The organism is Bradyrhizobium sp. JHI2711 (assembly GCF_056156565.1).
Map to the genome: position 1 here is coordinate 206,294 of NZ_JBPZPT010000001.1, position 18,992 is coordinate 225,285.

Annotated in this window: 21 protein-coding genes; 12 read left to right on the forward strand and 9 right to left on the reverse strand. The window is 64.9% G+C overall.

The window, feature by feature from the left end; genetic code table 11:
* Positions 1–19 precede the first annotated feature (19 nt).
* Entirely contained in the window at positions 20–1,153 is a 1,134-nt protein-coding gene (locus tag ACTEK7_RS01025) for a glycosyltransferase family 4 protein (protein WP_036010354.1), read from the reverse strand.
* 202 nt (positions 1,154–1,355) lie between these two features.
* Between ACTEK7_RS01025 and ACTEK7_RS01030 the strand changes: the two genes are divergently transcribed.
* Complete coding sequence (locus tag ACTEK7_RS01030; protein ID WP_225147191.1) at positions 1,356–3,701, forward strand: GumC family protein; 2,346 nt, start codon at positions 1,356–1,358, stop codon at positions 3,699–3,701.
* Between the two features lie 186 nt (positions 3,702–3,887).
* Here ACTEK7_RS01030 and ACTEK7_RS01035 read toward each other — a convergent pair whose 3' ends face one another.
* Positions 3,888–5,069 (reverse strand): GNAT family N-acetyltransferase, encoded by a 1,182-nt coding sequence (locus tag ACTEK7_RS01035; RefSeq protein ID WP_225147190.1) that lies wholly within the window; start codon positions 5,067–5,069, stop codon positions 3,888–3,890.
* A gap of 128 nt (positions 5,070–5,197) precedes the next feature.
* On the opposite strand from ACTEK7_RS01035, the gene ACTEK7_RS01040 reads away from it, so the two are divergent.
* Positions 5,198–6,244, forward strand: a complete 1,047-nt coding sequence (locus ACTEK7_RS01040) for a polysaccharide deacetylase family protein (protein WP_225147189.1) — start codon at positions 5,198–5,200, stop codon at positions 6,242–6,244.
* Here ACTEK7_RS01040 and ACTEK7_RS01045 read toward each other — a convergent pair.
* Positions 6,228–6,449, reverse strand: coding sequence for a DUF2842 domain-containing protein (locus tag ACTEK7_RS01045; protein WP_036010340.1), 222 nt, complete (start codon positions 6,447–6,449; stop codon positions 6,228–6,230). The two genes, ACTEK7_RS01040 and ACTEK7_RS01045, sit on opposite strands and share 17 nt — an antisense overlap.
* 109 nt (positions 6,450–6,558) lie before the next feature.
* Here ACTEK7_RS01045 and ACTEK7_RS01050 point away from each other — a divergent pair, with 109 nt between their 5' ends.
* Complete coding sequence (locus ACTEK7_RS01050) at positions 6,559–7,641, forward strand: COX15/CtaA family protein (protein ID WP_225147188.1); 1,083 nt, start codon at positions 6,559–6,561, stop codon at positions 7,639–7,641.
* A gap of 19 nt (positions 7,642–7,660) precedes the next feature.
* On the opposite strand, the gene ACTEK7_RS01055 is transcribed toward ACTEK7_RS01050, so the two are convergent.
* The 4 genes from ACTEK7_RS01055 to ACTEK7_RS01070 form a co-directional block, all read right to left on the reverse strand.
* Entirely contained in the window at positions 7,661–8,005 is a 345-nt protein-coding gene (locus tag ACTEK7_RS01055; RefSeq protein ID WP_225147187.1) for a hypothetical protein, read from the reverse strand.
* A 106-nt stretch (positions 8,006–8,111) separates the two neighbouring features.
* Entirely contained in the window at positions 8,112–9,392 is a 1,281-nt protein-coding gene (locus ACTEK7_RS01060) for an O-acetylhomoserine aminocarboxypropyltransferase (protein ID WP_036010324.1), read from the reverse strand.
* Positions 9,393–9,542: 150 nt separating this feature from the next.
* Positions 9,543–10,127 carry a CoA-binding protein gene (locus ACTEK7_RS01065; protein WP_036010322.1) on the reverse strand — a complete coding sequence of 195 codons (585 nt, stop codon included), beginning with the start codon at positions 10,125–10,127 and terminating at the stop codon, positions 9,543–9,545.
* Positions 10,128–10,153: 26 nt separating this feature from the next.
* A complete protein-coding gene (locus ACTEK7_RS01070; RefSeq protein ID WP_225130780.1) occupies positions 10,154–10,978 on the reverse strand; it encodes an enoyl-CoA hydratase in 825 nt (274 codons plus the stop codon).
* A gap of 84 nt (positions 10,979–11,062) precedes the next feature.
* On the opposite strand from ACTEK7_RS01070, the gene ACTEK7_RS01075 reads away from it, so the two are divergent.
* The 6 genes from ACTEK7_RS01075 (at position 11,063) to ACTEK7_RS01100 (ending at position 14,740) form a co-directional block, all read left to right on the forward strand.
* Positions 11,063–11,491: a PaaI family thioesterase gene (locus ACTEK7_RS01075; protein ID WP_036010317.1), complete on the forward strand. Its 429-nt coding sequence runs from the start codon at positions 11,063–11,065 to the stop codon at positions 11,489–11,491.
* Positions 11,492–11,649: 158 nt separating this feature from the next.
* The gene (rplM, locus tag ACTEK7_RS01080) at positions 11,650–12,114 is read left to right on the forward strand and encodes a 50S ribosomal protein L13 (RefSeq protein WP_018642440.1); all 465 of its coding nucleotides are present in this window, start codon (positions 11,650–11,652) and stop codon (positions 12,112–12,114) included.
* Position 12,115: 1 nt separating this feature from the next.
* Positions 12,116–12,595, forward strand: a complete 480-nt coding sequence (gene rpsI / locus ACTEK7_RS01085; RefSeq protein WP_018642439.1) for a 30S ribosomal protein S9 — start codon at positions 12,116–12,118, stop codon at positions 12,593–12,595.
* Positions 12,596–12,824: 229 nt separating this feature from the next.
* Positions 12,825–14,045, forward strand: a complete 1,221-nt coding sequence (locus ACTEK7_RS01090; protein ID WP_225147186.1) for a GGDEF domain-containing protein — start codon at positions 12,825–12,827, stop codon at positions 14,043–14,045.
* Between the two features lie 60 nt (positions 14,046–14,105).
* Entirely contained in the window at positions 14,106–14,342 is a 237-nt protein-coding gene (locus ACTEK7_RS01095) for a hypothetical protein (protein WP_036010312.1), read from the forward strand.
* A 101-nt stretch (positions 14,343–14,443) separates the two neighbouring features.
* Positions 14,444–14,740, forward strand: coding sequence for an antibiotic biosynthesis monooxygenase family protein (locus ACTEK7_RS01100; RefSeq protein WP_025036647.1), 297 nt, complete (start codon positions 14,444–14,446; stop codon positions 14,738–14,740).
* 82 nt (positions 14,741–14,822) lie between these two features.
* Here ACTEK7_RS01100 and ACTEK7_RS01105 read toward each other — a convergent pair whose 3' ends face one another.
* Entirely contained in the window at positions 14,823–15,974 is a 1,152-nt protein-coding gene (locus ACTEK7_RS01105) for an AI-2E family transporter (RefSeq protein WP_036010309.1), read from the reverse strand.
* A gap of 135 nt (positions 15,975–16,109) precedes the next feature.
* On the opposite strand from ACTEK7_RS01105, the gene ACTEK7_RS01110 reads away from it, so the two are divergent.
* The 3 genes from ACTEK7_RS01110 (at position 16,110) to ACTEK7_RS01120 (ending at position 18,364) form a co-directional block, all read left to right on the forward strand.
* Entirely contained in the window at positions 16,110–16,814 is a 705-nt protein-coding gene (locus tag ACTEK7_RS01110; protein WP_109143560.1) for a hypothetical protein, read from the forward strand.
* Positions 16,815–16,904: 90 nt separating this feature from the next.
* A complete protein-coding gene (locus tag ACTEK7_RS01115) occupies positions 16,905–17,678 on the forward strand; it encodes a gamma-glutamyl-gamma-aminobutyrate hydrolase family protein (RefSeq protein ID WP_036025392.1) in 774 nt (257 codons plus the stop codon).
* A gap of 152 nt (positions 17,679–17,830) precedes the next feature.
* Entirely contained in the window at positions 17,831–18,364 is a 534-nt protein-coding gene (locus ACTEK7_RS01120; protein WP_225147185.1) for an REP-associated tyrosine transposase, read from the forward strand.
* A gap of 234 nt (positions 18,365–18,598) precedes the next feature.
* Here the strand turns inward: ACTEK7_RS01120 and ACTEK7_RS01125 are convergent, their stop codons facing one another.
* Entirely contained in the window at positions 18,599–18,829 is a 231-nt protein-coding gene (locus ACTEK7_RS01125; protein ID WP_249786448.1) for a hypothetical protein, read from the reverse strand.
* Between the last annotated feature and the right edge of the window lie 163 nt (positions 18,830–18,992).

Here is an 18,992-nt window from a genome sequence, read left to right on the forward strand (position 1 = left end):
AAGCTGGACTTAAGGATGGTTAATGATTGGCAAATGCGTCGCGATAGCCGGCGAGCACGCCCTCGACCATCGCGGCTTGTGAGAAGTGCGCCGAGATGCGCTCGCGCAAGGAGAGTGCGCGTTGCGCGGTGGTTTGCGGATCGTCCAGCGCTGCGGCGATCGCCTCCGCCATGGCCTCGGGATCGCTGGGCGCGAACAGCGCGGGGCTGTCGACGCCCAGGATCTCGGGGATGCCGCCGATCTTGGATGCGATCATCGGAATGCCCGCGGCGCCGGCCTCGATCACGACATAAGGCATGGAATCGCCGCGCGAGGGGACGACGAGCAGCCGCCCCTTGGAGAAGCCGTAGCGCGCCTTGACGTGACCGATGAAGCGGATGGCGTTCGCCAGGCCGAGCCGCTCGACCTGCGCCTTCAGCGCGGCCGTCTCCTCGCCGTCGCCGCCGAGCGTGAGCGTGACCTTTTTGCCGCCCTCGTGCAGGCGCGCCACGGCATCGACCAGCAGGTCGGCGCCCTTGATGTGCCTGAACTCGCCGACATAGCACAGGTCGGTCGCATCCTCGGCGGTGATGACCGGCTCGAATTCCTCCGGCGTCACGCCATTGAAAACGCAGTGCACCACGCCCTTGGGCGTGCCGACGATACGCTGATAGGTGTCGCGCGCAAAGGCACTCTCGAACAGGAACAGGTCCGTGGAGTCCATCAGCGCGCGTTCGAGCCGCGCGTAGAACTCGCCTTTGAAGGTGTTGAGCGGATAATGCAGCGAGCCGCCATGCGGGGTGTAGATCCGGATCGTGTCGTCCGAGCGCCGCCGCATGCGGATGAAGGCACCGGCCTTGGCGCCGTGGCCGTGCAGCACGTCGGGCTTGAGCGTGGCGATGAGCCGCCGCATGCGGAGCCATACCAGGACGTCATCGGGCGACGGCTCGCGGCGGATCGCCATGCGGTGGACGCCGAGCTTCAGGCGCGGCGCAAGCTCGGTCAGCGCCTTGTCGGCGCGCTCGCCGCCGGTGAGGCTGTCGGCGAGGATGCCGACATGATGGCCGCGGTCAACCTGGCCGTTGGCGACGTCGAGGATGTGGCGGAAGATGCCGCCGACCGGAGCGCGCACGGCGTGAAGGATGCGAAGCGGCCGGTCGGGAGAGGGGGGCATGATCAAAACCAGCTCGACGGCGACTTGCCGAACAATTCTCACGAAATAATCGAGATGGATTAAGGGGCCTCGTGGTTAACAAACGGTGACGGGACGACGCGCGCAAGGCGCGTGTCGTCCCGATTAACCCAGCGGCAACCTTAATGGAGTGTAATCGCCCCGGTTGAGGTAGAGTCGCAGCATTGCCCTGCGGGAGTGTTCGATGCGTTTAGCGTTCTGGCGTGCCGGCAAGGACAAGGCTGTGATCGCGCGGGCCGTCGCGAAGTCCAAAGGCGAAGCTGCGCCCAAGAGCGAAACGAAGGCCGAAAAGCGCGAAGCGGAAGCCGAAAAGATCGAAGCCAAGTTTGAGGCCAAGATCGAAGCGAAGCCCGAAGCGAAGCCCGCGCCCGTCATCGCCAAGCCTGGACAGGTCGAATCCGGCGACATCGACCTGCACGCGCTCGGTGCGGCCCTGGCGCGCAAGCGCGGCTGGGTCATCGTGCCGACGGTGCTGGCGCTCGTTGCCTCGCTCGCCATCGTCAATCTCGTCACGCCGCGCTACAAATCTGAAACCCGGATTCTGATCGACGGCCGCGAGAACGTGTTCCTGCGTCCGAACAGCGACCGCACCGAGGAGCGGCAGGCGCTCGATGCCGAGGCCGTCACCAGCCAGGTGCAACTGGTGCTGTCGCGCGATCTGGCGCGCGAGATCATCAAGAAGAACAAGCTCGCCGAGCGCCCCGAATTCGACCCGGTGCTGCAGGGCATCTCGCCGCTTAAGTCGCTTGCCGCGCTCGTCGGTATCGTCCGCGATCCGTTCGCGATGACGCCGGAAGAGCGCGTGCTCGATTCCTATTACGAGCGACTTTCGGCCTACGCCGTCGACAAGTCGCGCGTGATCGTGGTCGAATTCCAGTCCGCCGATCCCGAGCTCGCCGCGCGCGTCGCCAACTCGATCGCCGACGGCTATCTCGTGCTGCAGCAGGCCGCGCGCCAGGAGCAGGCCAAGAACGCCAGCCAATGGCTGGCCGGCGAGATCGAGAGTTTGCGCAAGAAGGTCTCGGACGCCGAGGCGCGGGTCGAGGACTTCCGTTCCAAGTCCGGCCTGTTCATCGGAACCAACAACACCACGCTGTCGAACCAGCAGATGGGCGAGGTCAATACCCAGCTCAACAATGCGCGCTCGATGAAGGCGGATGCGGAATCCAAGGCACGGCTGATCAAGGAGATGCTCCAGAGCGGCAAGCCGATCGAGGCGTCCGAGGTCGTGAACTCCGAATTGATGCGCCGGCTGTCGGAGCAGAGGGTGACGCTGCGGGCGCAGCTCGCCGAGCAATCGTCGACGCTGCTCGGCAATCATCCCCGGATCAAGGAGCTGAAGGCGCAGCTCGGCGACCTCGACAATCAGATTCGAGACGAAGCCGCCAAGATATCGCGCTCGCTCGAGAACGACGCCCGGATCGCCAGCGGTCGGGTCGATGGCCTCACCGTGAGCCTCGAGCAGCTCAAGAAGCAGGCGGCCTCCACCAACGGCCAGGACGTCCAGCTCCGTGCGCTGGAGCGCGAGGCCAAGGCGCAGCGCGATCTGCTCGAGACCTATCTCGCCAAGTACCGCGAGGCCAACACCCGCGAGACCATCGACACGGCGCCGACCGACGGCCGCATCATCTCGCGCGCCATTGTCTCGAACACGCCGGCCTATCCGAAGAAGCTGCCGATCGTGCTGATCGCAACGATCGCAACGCTGCTGCTCTCGTCCGGCGTCGTCGTCACCGGCGAGTTGCTGCGCCAGACCGCGCCGGGCGCGGCAATGGGCTCCGCGCAGACGCCGGTGCGCCAGGAGCCGCTGGTCGTTCAGCGGGCCATCGAGCCCGTGGTCGAAAGGGGCGGCGAACCAATGTTGGATCCGGTCTTGGCGGAGCCCGCGCCGCTGCAGCCGGAGATGGCGGCCGATTTGGATACGAGTGAATTCGCCGAGATCGAGCGTCTGGCCGACGATCTGCGTGCCGCAGGCACTGCGGCCAAGAAGGTCACGGTGCTCGGCACGGCGCTCGGCGAGGCCATCACGCTGTCGACGCTGACGCTGGCGCGGAACCTGGCGCGCGATGCACGCGTCGTCGTGGTCGATCTCGCCGCCTCCTCGCCGACCATTGCCGCAGTCTCCGCCGATGCGCAGGCTCCCGGCCTTGCCGAGCTGATGCAGGGCGAGGCCTCGTTCGCGCAAGTCATCACCCGGGACAAGCTGTCGCGGCTGCATCTGGTGATGGCCGGCCGTCCCGGCTTCGACCGCAGCCTGCTGCAGTCGCCGCGCGTCGCACTCGCGATCGACGCGCTGCTGCGAGCTTACGATCACGTGCTGATCGACGCCGGCAGCGCCTCGGACCTGCCGGCCGACCTGTTGACGGCCCATGCCCGCGCCGTCGTGGTGCCCGATGCGTCGATGGCGGCGGATGCGCGCGCGCAGATGTGCGAGCAGCTTAGAGCCGTCGGCTTCAGCGCGGTGGCGATGCTGAGCAAGCCGGTGCAGCCGTCCGATGCCGCCGAGACGCCGCGCGTGGTGGCGGCGTAGGCTTTCTTACCCTCTCCCCTTGTGGGAGAGGGTGGCTCGCCGCGTTAGCGGCGAGACGGGTGAGGGGTATCTCTCCGCGAGTTCACCTTTCCATTCGAGCTCGCGGAGGCATACCCCTCATCCGGCGCTTCGCGCCACCTTCTCCCACAAGGGGAGAAGGGAAGACAGCCGTGCAAGTGGAAAGAGCTACCCGAACGCCTGCCGTAGCCGGCGGGCCATGTCGAACAGCATCTGGTTCTGCTTCACCAGCCGCTTGCCGTGGCTGAGCGAGGACATCGCCATGGCCGCGAGCTTGCCGCGCGAGGTCAGGGGGACGAAGCTGTCGAAGATCGCCTCGTCGTCCTTGCAGAACATCCGCTTGTAATCGTCCGAGCCGATGCCGAGGTCGAGCGAGCGGTAGCCGCGTTCGCCGTAGCGGTCGATGATGTAGCGCATCAGGATCAGGCCGGGGCTGTAGCGGGCGTGCTCGGACATCGTGTAGGTGTTGAACATCATCGAGAAGCGCTCGCCGTCGGCGACGCCGGCGAAGATCGCGATCACCTCCTCGTCGCATTCCAGCGCATGGATGTCGATGACATGACCTTCGCCGCGCGGCGCAAGGCAGGCGCTGCGGACGAACTGCTCGACGCCGGGTTCGGCGAAGACGTTCGGCAGCTTCTGCTCCGCCATCCGCGCCGGCTTGACGCGGAAGAACCAGTCGAGCAGGCGGGTGATGTCTGCCTCGGACGTCGCCAGGTGATAGCGGTAGCCGGCGAGGGACTGAAGCTTCTTCTCCTTGCTCTTGAGGCGTCGGCGCAGGGAATTGCTGATCCGCGAGGCCGGCGGGCCGCCCGGCTCCATCACCAGTCGCGGACAGCCGTTGATCGGGCGCTGCCGCGGCAGGGCTGCAAATGGGTTCTGCTGGTCGTGCCAGCGCTCGGGCTGCTGTGTCAGTGCGAGCACGTCGGCGTGCTCGCCGAGCGGCGCAAGCAGTGCATCGAGATCGGCGCTGGCGGCCTCTGCTGCGAACTCGGCGTTCCACAGGCCCATGTTGAAGGTGGTGTGCTTGCCGCCCATGAAGCCGGCGGTGCGCACGCCGTGACCCTGCCGCAGCGAGAGCGGCAGCAGCAGGAGCGGGCGCCGATCGGCGTCGCGGGCGATCACAATGAACGGCCGGGCACCTTCACGGGCGCCGACCAGCCGCTGCCAGGGGTCGAGCAGGTCGAAGCGCTGGTAGGGCGTGAAAAGATGGCCACTGGCCTCGAAGCCGCGCCAGACCGCCTCGACCTCGGCGAGATCGGTGACGATGTCGACCTGTGCGATACGGCTCGCTTTCGACCGCGCTGGCGCTTCTGCCGTCCGGCTTTGCATCGCCGCAGCCATGGTCATTCGCGAAACCTGTCGAGAAATCGAAAATACGTATTTCAGCCCGTGGCCGACCTTTGCAAACAAAGGTCAACAAAGGGTAATGACTGGGGCGAGGGAACTGACCGCCGGCGCGCGCGAAGGGTGGGATTTTGGCTTCCGACGACAGATGGTTGGAACGGCTGCGCCTCGAGCTGGCCTGGTTCACCGGCCAGGCCATGCTGCGCAGTCGCGGTGCCGGCGCCATCCTGCGTTTCCGCTACGTGCGGCCTCGGCGGCGCGGATTTCAGCCGCTGCGCGAGCACGAGATTACGCCGCAATTCCTCGATCGCGCCATCCGCGCGCTGAAGCGGTGGAACTACGATTTTCTCGGCATGGACGGGGTCTGCCGGCGCGCGGTGATGCTGCCGGAGAAGCGTCGCTTCGTGGCGCTGACCTTCGATGGCGCCGGCAAGGATCTCATCACCTTCGCCTATCCGGTGCTGGCGCGTCACGCCGTGCCTTTTACGATCTATGTGCCGACCGCTTTTCCCGACGGCGTCGGCGAGGCCTGGTGGCTCGCCCTGGAGCAGGTGATCGCGCGCGAGAGCCGCATCGACCTGATGATGGGCGACAAGGAGCAGCGCTTCACGGTCGCCGACAAGGCCGGGAAGCAGGCGCTGTTCTCGCATCTGGAGAGCTGGCTGCGCTCGCTGCCGCCGGCGGATCTGTCGGCCGCGATCGCCGATCTCTGTACGCGCTACCGGATCGACCTCGCCGCGCTCTCGCGCGAGGCGTCGATGGATTGGGAGGACCTCGCCAGGCTCGCCGGCGATCCGCTCGTGACGATCGGCAGCGCAACGGTGAACTATCCGATGCTGGCCAACATGAAGGACGCGGCCGCACTGCGCGAGATGACGATGGGCAAGGCCGTGGCGGAATCGGCCTTCCAGTGCGAGATCAGGCATTTCGCCTATCCGTTCGGCGACCGCGCTTCGTTCCGGCGCAGCCACGTCGTGATGGCGGAGCAGGCGGGCTTCGCCAGCGCGGCCTCGACGATCCCTGGCATCGTGGAGGCGGAGGGACGGACGAACTTGCGCGCGCTGCCGCGGATCTCCTGGGACGGGCGGGTGCGCTCGCTGCGGATGCTGCGCGTGCTGGTGTCGGGCGCCGCTTTTGCGCCGGTGCGGCCGACCGGGAGCGCTACGAGCCAGACCTGAGGCGATCGGGCCGCTGCATCCAGCTCACGATCGGCATCGCCGGCAGCACCCAGCCCATGCCGACCACGACGTAGTAGATCGCCTGCCGCCAGCCGGATTCGGCGATCCACGGCATCTGCGCCGCCGCCATGCCGAGCAGGGCCCAGACGGTGGCCAGCACCAGGAGCAGGATGGCGCCGAGGAACTTGCGGGTGCGGATCGTCATGGCGGGAACTTCAAGGCTATCGCGTTACTTGCGCTGCGGGAGCGGGGGACTATAAGGGGCACGCAACCCGGTTCAAGTCTCTTCGCCACAGGCTTGGTTTTGTACTTGAATGACGACGATTTCCGCCCCATCCGAGCCGCATCGCGCCGTGCGCTGGTGGCTGATCTGTGTGGCCGCGCTGATCGCACTGATGGTGCTGGTTGGCGGTGCGACACGGCTGACGGAATCGGGCCTGTCGATCGTCGAATGGAAGCCGGTCACGGGCAGTGTTCCGCCGCTGTCGGAAGCGGCATGGGCCGAGGCGTTCGAGGCCTACAAGAAGATCCCGCAATATCGCGAGCTCAATTCAGGCATGAGCCTGTCCGAGTTCAAGACGATCTTCTGGTGGGAATGGAGCCACCGGCTGCTCGGCCGCTTCATCGGCGTCGCCTATCTCCTGCCGTTTCTGTACTTCCTATGGCGCGGCGGACTGTCGGGTGAGCTGAAGCGCAGGCTGTGGCTGCTGTTCGCGCTCGGCGGCCTCCAGGGGGCGGTCGGCTGGTGGATGGTGGCCTCGGGCCTGACGGAACGCACCGAGGTGTCGCAATATCGGCTGGCGACGCATCTTTCGCTCGCGCTCCTGATCTTCGCCGGTATCGTCTGGACGGTGCGGCGGCTCGAGCAGCGACCGCAGATCGCGGCGCCCGCGCGGCTGCGGTTCACGAGCGCGGTGCTGCTCGTGGTGACCTTCGTGCAAATCTATTTCGGCGCGCTGGTCGCGGGCCTGCGTGCCGGGCGGGCCTACAACACCTGGCCTGAGATCGATGGGGCGCTCATCCCCTCGGCGGAACGGCTGTGGTTCGAGACACCGTGGTGGCGCAACATGTTCGACAATGTGCTGACGGTGCAGTTCGAGCATCGCATGACCGCCTACGTGTTGATCGTGCTGGCGCTGCTGCATGCGATCGACGCGGTGCGCTCGCGTGCAGGTGCGGCCGCGAGCGGCGCGTTGTGGCTGTTCGCGGCGGTGAGCGTGCAGGCGGTGCTCGGCATCCTCACGCTGCTCAACCAGGTGCCGATCGATCTCGCGCTGACCCACCAGGCGGTTGCGATCGTGGTGTTGACGCTGGCAGTGATGCAGGTGGAGCGGCTGGCGTCACGGCAGTCTGTGCAGGCGCAGCCGCGCGCGGTCCCCGTGGGTCAGCCCGGCTGATCACCATCAGCCCGGCTGATCAGCAATAGCCGTAGACGCCGCACGCATAGGGCAGGCGCCAGAAATAATCGACCTGTTCCCCGCCGTAATAGGCGCCCTGATAATCGTAGCTCCAGGGGCGGCCGTAATAGCCAGGCAAGGTGTGGGAGCCCGGCAGCAGCGGCGTGCCCGGCAGGTTGCGGATGTAGCTGCCGATGCCGTAGGCCGGCGAGATCAGCGCATCCGGATCGGTCTCGACATAGACCTGAGGTGGGTCCTGCGGCGGCCCGGCCGCGCGCCGCTTCGGCGTCGCCGGCAGATCGGCGGCAATGGCCGCCGAGGCCGTCAGCATCACAGCCAGAGCGGGCACCATCCAGCGCAGCATCGTCGGCTCCGAATCAAAGGGGCGATCCAAGCACGATGTATGAGGCAGATATGGTTAATGAGGGTTAACCGACGGCGGCCAAAACGGCCGCCGTCGTTCCCAGGCGCTACGTCCCCAGCGCCTGTTCCAGATCCGCGATCAGGTCTTCCTTGTCCTCGATACCGACCGAGATCCGGACCACGTCCGGGCCGGCGCCGGACTTGATCTTGGCGGCGTCGTCGAGCTGGCTGTGCGTGGTCGAGGCCGGATGGATCACCAGCGAGCGGGTGTCGCCGACATTGGCGAGGTGCGAGAACAGCTGCAGCTTCGACACCAGGCTGACTCCGGCGTCATAGCCGCCCTTCAGGCTGAAGGTGAACACCGCGCCGGCGCCCTTTGGTGCGTATTTGCGCGCGAGCTGATTGTACTTGTCGCTCGGCAGCCCGGCATAGCTCACCGAGGCCACCGCCGGATGTCCCGCGAGGTATTCGGCAACGGCTTTGGCATTGTCGCAGTGCTTCTGCATGCGCAGCGGCAGAGTCTCGATGCCGGTCAGGATCATGAAGGCGTTGAACGGCGACAACGCCGGGCCGAGGTCGCGCAGGCCGAGCACGCGGCAGGCGATTGCGAAGGCGAAATTGCCAAACGTCTCCTGCAGCCGGATGCCGTGATATTCCGGCCGCGGCTCCGAGAGCATGGGGTACTTGCCGCCCGTGGACCAGTCGAAGGTGCCGGCATCGACGATGATGCCGCCGAGGGAATTGCCGTGGCCGCCCAGGAATTTCGTCAGCGAGTGCACGACGATGTCAGCGCCATGATCGATCGGACGGATCAGATAGGGCGAGGCTAGCGTGTTGTCGACGATCAGCGGCACGCCCGCCTTGCGCGCCACGGTCGAGATCGCCTCGATGTCGGTGATGCTGCCGGCGGGGTTGGCGATGGACTCGATGAAGATCGCTTTCGTGCGCGGCGTCACCGCACGCTCGAAGCTCGCGATATCGTCGGGATCGGCCCACACCACGTTCCAGCCAAAGCTCTTGAATGCGTGCGTGAACTGGTTGATCGAGCCGCCATAGAGCTTTCGCGCGGCGATGAATTCGTCGCCGGGTTGAAGCAGCTGCTGCAGCACCACGACCTGCGCGGCATGGCCGGAAGCGACCGCGAGCGCGGCCGTGCCGCCTTCGAGCGCGGCGACGCGCTCTTCCAGCACCGCATTGGTAGGATTGCCGATGCGGGTATAGATGTTGCCGAACGCCTGCAGGCCGAACAGCGAGGCGGCGTGATCGGCATCGTTGAAGACGAAAGAGGTCGTTTGATAAATCGGAGTCGCGCGCGCGCCGGTGGTGGGGTCGGGCTGTGCACCGGCATGCACGGCGAGCGTTGAAAATCCCGGAAGGCGATCGCTCATTTGGGCGTCCTGTTCTTGTGGCCTGAAATTCGCGCGGCATGCTGATCGGCGCCGTGCCCGCCGTCAAGGCGCGGCGTCACATCGGAATCATTTTGGGAACGATCGTGCTGCGCATTGTCGCGTTTGCGAAACGAAGCCTTCGCAATCGCGTCAGCTTTGCTCGCTCTTGTTCTTCGCAGCGCGATCCGATGCGGCGGTGTCGCCACCGCCGACACTCATCCGATTGAGGGACAGCCTCATGCCCTGCGTCGGCGCCGGCGCGCGCTTGGAGCTGAGCGTGCGCGAATTCACGCCCATCCAGGAGATTTCTGACGACAGGCGGCCATATTCGATCTTGGGGCAGCGGTTCATGACCACCTTGATCCCGACTGATTCCGCTTTCGCGGCCGCCGCATCGTCGCGCGCGCCGAGCTGCATCCAGATCACCTTCGGCAGCGGGTCGAGCGTGAGCGCCTCCTCGACGACGGGCATGATGTGGCTGGAGTTGCGGAAGATGTCGACCATGTCGACGGGGCGGCCGATATCCGACAGTGATGCGACGAACGGCTTTCCGAGCAGCTCCTTGCCGACATGGCCGGGATTGACCGGGATCATGTCGTAGCCGCGCTGCATCAGGTATTTGAACGCGAAATAGCTCGGCCGCACATTGACCGGCGAGGCCCCGACCATCGCGATGGATTTCACGCTGTTGAGGATGCCGCGGATGTAATTGTCGGGATAGGCGTCGTGGTTCATCACTTATCTTTTCTTGTTGGCGGGGGTCATTCATCCCGCCATGTCGGCGCGCGCTTCTCGATGAAGGCGCCGATGCCTTCCTCGGCGTCGCGCGCCATCATGTTCTCGGTCATCACCTCTGCGGCATAGCGATAGGCGTCTGCAAGGCTCATCTCGGCCTGGCGGTAGAAGGCCTCCTTGCCGAGCTTGATCGTGTAGGCGGATTTCAACGCGACCTGTTGCGCGAGCTCGATCGCGGCGCCGAGTTCGGTGCCGGCGGGAACGACACGGTTGACGAGCCCGATCTCGCGGGCGCGGTCGGCCGTGACAGGCTCGCCCGTCAGCAGCATCTCCATGGCCTGCTTGCGCGGGACGTTGCGCGACAGCGCCACCATCGGGGTCGAGCAGAACAGGCCGATATCGACGCCGGGTGTAGCGAACTTCGCCTCGTGCGATGCGATCGCAAGATCGCAGCTGGCGACGAGCTGGCAGCCGGCAGCGGTCGCGATGCCCTGGACGGCCGCGACCACGGGCTTCGGCAGATGCACGACGGCCTGCATCATGGCGCTGCAGGCCGTCATGATCTGCGCAAAATAAGCCCGACCCCGATCCGGATCGGTGCGGCGCGCGGTCAGTTCCTTTATGTCGTGGCCGGCGGAAAAAGCGGGGCCGTTGGCCGCGATGACGGCCGCGCGGATGTGCTTGTCTTCCGCGATTGCGTTTAGGCTCGCATGCAGCTGTCCGATCATCGCCTCGGAAAGGCTGTTGCGCGCGGCTGGTCGGTTCAGCGTGAGCACGGCGACGCTGCCGACGATCTCGCGCAGCAGGATCGGCGGTTGCGGGGTGGGGGCGCGGGCGGCCTGAACGGACATCGAAGCGTTTCCGTTGGATTATTGCATTTGAATGACGCAGCTAACTTAATGTAACAGGGCAAGTGAAGCGAGGGTGGGAACAGCATGGCGGCAGCGAAAATGAGCGTGGCGGAGCTCGAGCAGTTCCTCCGCCACGAGTTTCCCCAGGCCTTCAGCGGCGACGACATCACGATCGAAAGCGCGGACGGACAGACCTGCCTTCTGCGGCAGCGCTACAGCGAAAAGATGCTGCGACCGGGCGGCACCGTGTCCGGCCCGACGCTGATGGCCTTGGCCGATTTCGCCATGTACGTGGTGCTGCTGTCTGCCATCGGGCCGATCGGGCTCGCCGTGACCACCAATCTCAACATCAACTTCCTGCGCAAGGGCCAGCCCGGCCAGGACGTGCTGGCGGAGGCGCGACTGCTCAAGCTCGGCAAACGGTTGGCGGTCGGGGAGGTGAAGCTGCTGTCCGGCACCTCGCCGGATCCGATCGCTCATGTCACCTCGACCTATTCCATTCCAAATGTTTGAGGTTTTCGCAGGTATTATCGTACCATATTTTTAAGCCATTGATTTTACGTAACTAATTTCATCTCTGAGGCATTGACCGTTGCGCCGCTCTTCTCTAGAACCGCGCGCAGTCTGGTGCGGTGTTCGCGCCGATATCTCCCGTCCACGGAAACTCCGACATGAAAACCTTTTCGGCAAAGCCGGCTGAGGTGACGAAGAAGTGGGTGCTGATCGACGCCAAGGGTCTGGTCGTCGGCCGCCTCGCCACCATCGTTGCCATGCGCCTGCGCGGCAAGCACCTCCCGACCTACACCCCGCACGTCGATTGCGGCGACAACGTCATCATCATCAACGCGCAGCATGCGGTCCTCACCGGTCGCAAGCGCGAGCAGAAGACCTACTACAAGCACACCGGCTATGTCGGCCACGTCAAGGAGCGCACCGCGCGCCAGATCCTCGAAGGGCGTCATCCCGAGCGCGTGCTCGAGAAGGCCGTCGAGCGCATGATCCCGCGTGGTCCGCTCGGCCGCGTGCAGATGGGTAACCTCCGTGTCTACGGCGGCGCCGATCATCCGCACGAGGCGCAGCAGCCCGAGAAGATCGATATCGCCAAGTTGAACCGCAAGAACACGAGGGCCGCATAACATGGCCGAATCCATTCAGTCGCTCGACCAGCTCTCGCAGCTCAAGACGGCGGCCGCGCCCGAGGCGCCCAAGCACGAGAAGAAGGTCGACAAGTTCAACCGCGCTTACGCCACCGGCAAGCGCAAGGACGCGGTCGCCCGCGTCTGGATCAAGCCGGGCGCCGGCAAGGTCACCGTCAACTCGCGCGAGGTCGAGGTCTATTTCGCCCGTCCCGTGCTGCGCATGATGATCGAGCAGCCGTTCTCCGTGGCCCAGCGTTCGGGCCAGTACGACGTGATCTGCACCGTCGCCGGCGGCGGCCTGTCCGGCCAGGCCGGCGCGGTCCGTCACGGCATCTCCAAGGCGCTCACCTATTTCGAGCCGGAGCTGCGCTCCGTGCTCAAGAAGGGCGGCTTCCTCACCCGCGACTCGCGCGTGGTCGAGCGCAAGAAGTACGGCAAGGCCAAGGCCCGCCGGTCCTTCCAGTTCTCGAAGCGTTAATCGCTTTTGTCGCATTCGCCGCGAAAGCGGCTTCAATGAGATGCAAAAGGGCGCTGATTTCAGCGCCCTTTTTGTTGTTCGTTTGTATGCAAATTGATGGCGTGTTTCCCGAAAACTTAGGGACCGGCGAAAACCTGAATGGAACCCGCGAGACCTAGCGTCGCCTTCGGAAGGGCGCGCAAATCGGCTGGGCCGATCGCGTAACTGCTATGTTCTAGAGGGGGCCGACATGATGTCGCTCGATAGCATCACGCTCTATTTGGTCGCCACCATGGTCGCCGCATTGCTCGGCGCCATGATGGTATTTTTCGGCAAGCAGGAGAACAGCCCGGCGCTGAAATGGTGGGGCACCGCCTATCTGCTCGGTGCCGCCTCCGTCGCACTATGGACCGCGGCGGGCGACAGGCTGGGGCCGCACATTTACCTTGCATTGAACGCGGTCGGTTTCGTCGCCTGCGGCATGGTCTGGAACGCGGCGCGCGTCTTCCACGGCCGCAACCCGAACTGGCCGGGGCTCGTGCTCGGCGCGCTCGCCTGGGTCGCTGCTGCGACGCTGCTCGATCCCACGGCATCGATGCTGCGCATGCTCGTCGGTGCCGGCATCGTCTCGGTGTACGCGGCGTTGACCGCGAGCGAGCTCTGGACCGAACGGCGCAAGAGCGTGCAACGGCGCTGGCTCGCCTTCGTGATGCCGGTGATGCACGGCTGCGTGTTGATGCTGCCGATCCTGATCGGCAGCTTCCTGCGCCCGCATGATGCCGGCTTCTCCTCGAGCATCTGGGTCACCGTGTTCGCGGTCGAGCTCATACTCTATGCCGTCGGTACCGTGTTCGTGATCTTCATGCTGGTGTCGGAACGCACCGTCACCGCGCACCGGACGGCGGCATCGACCGATCCCTTGACCGGCATGCTCAACCGGCGCGGCTTCTCGGAGGCTTGTGCGCGCGTGATCGAGCGCGAGGCCAAGGCCGGGCGGCCGGTGACCGTGATGATCTTCGACATCGACCATTTCAAATCGATCAACGACCGCTTCGGCCATCCCGCCGGCGACGAGATGCTGAAGCTGTTCTCCACCGTCGTGGTCAGCAATTTGCGCATCTCCGACCTGTCGGGCCGCATCGGCGGCGAGGAGTTCGCCGCGCTATTGCCATGCTCACTGGAGGAGGGCGTGCTGGTCGCCGAGCGCGTGCGCGAGGCGTTCGAGACCTCCGGCGTCGTGGTCGACGAAGGTCCGGTCGATACCACCGTCAGCATCGGCGTTGCCGGAGGTCCGGCCGGCACCGAGCTGGAGGTGCTGCTGGCCTCGGCGGACACCGCGCTCTACCAGGCCAAGCGCGGCGGCCGCAACCGCGTCGAGGCAGCCGAGGAGCTGCCGCTGTCGCTGGAGAACTGGCGCCGCCAGAGCGCGGCGCGGACCGGCGCATCGCAGGCGCGTCCGGTCACCGCGTGAGCATGCAGGGCGGGCTTGCGGTAAATCTCTGTTTACCATTCGATCCCTACCATCGTGGTCATGGAATCGATCCGTCGACGGAATCCGCAAGCCGCCCTGATGTCGCTCGAAGCCGAAGCTGCCTCGGCCCGCGGCGGTTTCGCCTGTCTGTTCTCCACTGCGGACGAATACGAGAGCGCGCTGATCACCGAGCGTCGTGCGCAAGGCCGCTACACGCAGCAACGCAGCTACTGGCCGTTCGTGTTGTTCGCGGGTTGTGCGCTGATCGTCGCGGGCACGGTCCTGCTGTTCGCCTGACAGGCCTGCATTTCCAGACCGGGCAGGGCGCCGCTTCAGCGCCTTTTTCTTTGTCGCCATCTGCGGTAGACACGGCCATCAACAAAAAGGGTGGAAAGCCGATGATCACCGAGATCGCGCAAATTGACGTCAAGCCGGGCAGCGAGAAGGATTTTGAGGCCGCCGTTGCCAAGGCCAAGGCCGCTTTCGGCCGCTCCAAGGGCTTTCACGGCTTCGAGCTGCACAAGTCGATCGAGAAGCCGCAGCGTTACCGGCTGATGGTGAAATGGGCGACGCTGGAGAACCACACTGTGGACTTCCGCGGCTCGGAGAATTTCACCGAATGGCGCGGCCTGGTCGGCCAGTATTTTGCCGCGCCTCCCGAGGTCGAGCACACCGAGACCGTGCTGACGACCTGAGGCTTTATCTCGGGAGCATGATCTTATCGGAAAACCGCTCCACACTTTCCGCTAACGCGGTCCTCCGGGTCCGGATCATGCTCTAGGCCGCCTCCGCGAGAGGCGACGCCTCGTAGGTCTTGACATGGTCGATCATGACCTTGGCGATCGCGACCAGCGGGAGCGCCAGCGCCAGGCCCCAGATGCCGAACACGACGCCCAGCAGGATCTGGAACGCGAACAGCGTGGCCGGCGGGATGTCGAGTGCCTGGCGCTGCAGGATCGGCGTCAGCACGTAGCTTTCCATGGCGTGCACGCCCATGAACAGCAGAAATGCCGACAAAGCGGGGATCCAGCCGGAGGCGAGGCTCGCCAACACCACGATGACGCCGGCGATGATGGCTCCCACCGTGGGGATGAAGGCGAGCAGGCCCGCCTGGATTCCTAGGATGAACGCGCCGGGGATGCCGATGACGGCAAGTCCGATCCAGGTTACGACACCGACCGCGATCATGACGATGATCTGGGCGATCAGCCAGCGCTCGAGCGTTTCAGCGATACGGTCGATGACGATGGCGAAACGGGTACGGTGCCGCGCCGGTGCCAGGAACAGCAGGCCGTCATGATAGACGCTGGGCTGGGCGGCGAAGGCCAGGCCCAGGAACAGCACGATGAAGATGTTGCCGACGCCGTGAATGGTGCCGAGCAGCAGCTTGAGGGTCTGGCTCACGATCGCCCCGCCGCTGGAGGCGAGCGTGCCGGCACTGGGCAGCGGAGCGCGCGAAGGCGTTGCCGGCGCGGGCGTTGCCTCCGAGGAGGTGTTGGCGGCGGGGTCCGAGGCAGCGTTGCCGAGGTCGAAGAAGCTGGTGTCGATGCCGTGGCTCTCGAGCAGGGACCTGACATTGGTGATCTGCGACTTGATGGTCTTGCTCAGCAGCGAGGCCTGTTCGGCAATGGTGGCGCCGCCGAGATAGGCGACGCCCGCGAGCAGCAAAGCGAGCGCAACGCAGACGATTGCAAGCCGGATCGTGTGAGGCAGCTGGACCCGGCGGCCGAGCGCATTGACCAGAGCGTTGAGACCGAGGCCGAGCAGCATGCCGGTGAAGATCAGCAGCAGGGTGGCGGCAAAATACCAGGTGAAGGCGAGCAGCGCGGTGAACAGAACGACGCCGATGCCTCCGGCCGCGATCGCCCAGGCCTGATCCCGCGCGAGGTCGGCACGGGAGCGGGATCGTTCATCTGCGGGAAAGGTCACATCGTATCCTGTCTTTGGTGGCTGCAATGGGGCACTCTTTCGACAAACACGCTTCCGATCAAGAGCGGCAACGCGCCGGTTTGACGCTGCCGCGCGAACGGTGCAGAGCGGTGGCGAAAAGGAAGTGAGGGGCGCTTGGGCGTTATCAGCAAGTGGGCCGGTCTGCTCGGGCTGTTGGCTTTGCTCGTAGGCGGCGACCAGATCCGGATCAACCGGCCGGACCACAAATACCGCCTGACGGTCGAGGTGACGACGCCCGCCGGGATCAAGACCGGGTCGGCCATTCTCGCTGTCGTGCCCGATCGCAACTATAACCGCAGCGGCCGCACCACGACGCGCGGGGAGGCCGTGTTCGTCGATCTCGGCCAAGGCAAGAACATCGTGGTCTTGCTGGCGCACCAGCAGGGCGCCAAGCTCGACCTCGACGACATCAACTATGTGGCGCTCCGCGCCTATGGCGCCGCGCGCGGCAGCCGGGTGTCGTTCAAGGACATGAGCCGGCAGACCGGCATTGTCCCGGTGCAAGGAGAGCTCATCCCCGTGCTCGTGAGCTTTGGCGATCTCAGGGATCCCAACACCGCGCGCCTTGTCGCCAGCGACAAGGCAGAGGCAATCCTGGGCGAGGGCTATGCGATCCGCGGCTTCTCCGCCGAGGTGGTGCCCAACGGGTTCTGGCCGATCGACTTCGGAGGCGTGCTCGGGGAGCCCGTGACGCGCGGAATCGAGGCCAAGCTTCCCTGGCTGACCGCGCCGGGCGAGACAGCGGCAATTGCGCTGAGGGCCGCGGGTCTGCCCGTGGAGGGCGGGTTGGACGCCCGGGAGGCATTTGCGCGAAAATAGCATTGCCGTCCCGCGATCCCCTCTGTTGAATTTGTTCCATCGGAGGGGCATCTTTGGGGAATCTTCTTATCGGGAGGCGCGGAACGACAGATGAGAAAGCCGGTCGTCGGCGTGATCGGGAATTCCTATCGCGTCGAGAATCGATTTCAGGTCCAGATGGTTGGCGAGCGAAACCTGCGCGCCGTGGCCGAAGTCTCCGGCGGCTTGCCGTTGATGTTCGCTGGAGCCCCCGACATCACGGATATCCCGGCGCTGCTCGATACCGTCGACGGCATCATCCTCACAGGGGCCCGGGCCAACGTTCACCCGACCCGCTTCAACGTCGATCCCTGCGAGAAGCACGAGCCCTACGACATCCACCGCGACGAGGTCGCGCTGGCCCTTTCGGTCGCCTGCGTCGCTCGCGGCATTCCGCTGTTCGGCATTTGCCGCGGCCTGCAGGAGATGAACGTCGCCTTCGGCGGCTCGCTGCATCCCGAGATCCGCGAGATTCCCGGCCGCATGAACCACCGCATGCCCCGGCTCGAGAACGGCGAGATCCATCCCGATCCGACCGTGGTGTTCGCCGACCGTCACGACGTCGAGCTGACGCCCGGCGGCGCCTTCGCCACGATCCTCGGCTGCGAGAAGATCCGGGTCAATTCGCTGCATGGACAGGGCATTCTCGATCCCGGCAAGCGCGTGCTGATCGAAGGCATCGCCGAGGACGGCACCATCGAGGCGATCCGCATCGCGGAAGCCCCGAGCTTTGCCCTCGGCGTGCAATGGCACGCGGAGTACGACCCGCAGCACAATCCGATCAACCGCAAGCTGTTCGAGGCCTTCGGCGAGGCGCTGGTGACAAGGCAGAAGGCGGAGGCGTAGCCGCGGTCGTGTCCCGGACCAGCTGCAACGCGGAGCGTTGCGGCGCAGAGCCGGGAATCCAGCTTCTGCCACGTTGCGCACTCAGCTTGGACTGAGTAGGGCGGATTAGCCGAAGGCGTAATCCGCCATCTTTAGTTCATGGGGCAGCTGCAATGCCGAACTACCGCCGTGCATTTGTTCCAGGTGGCTGCTGGTTCTTCACGGTCAATCTTCATGATCGTAGGCAGCGGCTGCTCGTCGAGCACATCGCAGCGCTGCGCGCGGCCGTTGCGGCGACCTGTCGGGACTATTCGTTCACTATCGATGCGTTTGTCGTGCTTCCGGACCACCTTCATGCGGTCTGGACGCTTCCCCGCGGCGATGCCGACTTTTCGATGCGGTGGAGATTGATCAAAATGCGCTTCGCGAAGTCCCTGCCGAAGACAGAGCCTTTAACCGCTGTACAGATCGCAAGACGGGAGCGTGGCGTATGGCAGAACCGGTTCTGGGAGCACCTCATCCGCGACGAAACCGACCATGCACGCCATATCGAGTATTGCTACATCAACCCAGTCAAGCAAGGATATGTGACCCGCGTGTTGGATTGGCCGCATTCGTCATTTCACCGAGATGTCGAGGCCGGACTGTTTCCGGCGGATTGGGCAGGAGATAGCAACGCGGATGGTAACTTTGGCGAACGTGCGTGAGCGTCGCACGCAGTAGGCGGATTACGCCTTCGGCTAATCCGCCCTACGAGGACTGTTTATCCAAGGTGCATCCCGAATTTCCGACGGAGTAAACCAATCAGTAGGAATTGCTCCGTCCTGGTTTTTGCGGCTCTGATTTGTTCTTTGAGAACGAATTGGAGTCAGATGCAGAACGAAAGCTGATGGCCGCTCCTTGGCGCAGGATTTCTCTACCGTGTTGAATCGTAGATGCGCTCAGGCTGTGCCCAGCGAGAGCGCCGCGACCGGACTGCGTCCATCGGTCATGCCAACGGCACCAGCCTCACACCGCCCGCTCCATCCGTCGCGCACGATAGGATTGCGTGACATCAGTGTCAGCTTGCGGAAGCTGCTCTCATCCTCATAGCCGGCAGCGCGCGCGATCGTCTTGATCGGCTGCGTCGTCGATTCCAGCAGGGTGCGCGCGTGCTCGACACGGCTGCGCATGATGAAGGATTGCGGCGGCTCGTGCGTGAGTCCTGGAATTTTCGGTTCAACGTACGCTCGCCGAGGCCGAGCGCATCGGCAATCCTGCATGGGCATTCCCATTGCGTTGCACAATCGCAACGTTGATCTCCACGCGCAGCATTGAGGTTCATGAGAAGAATTA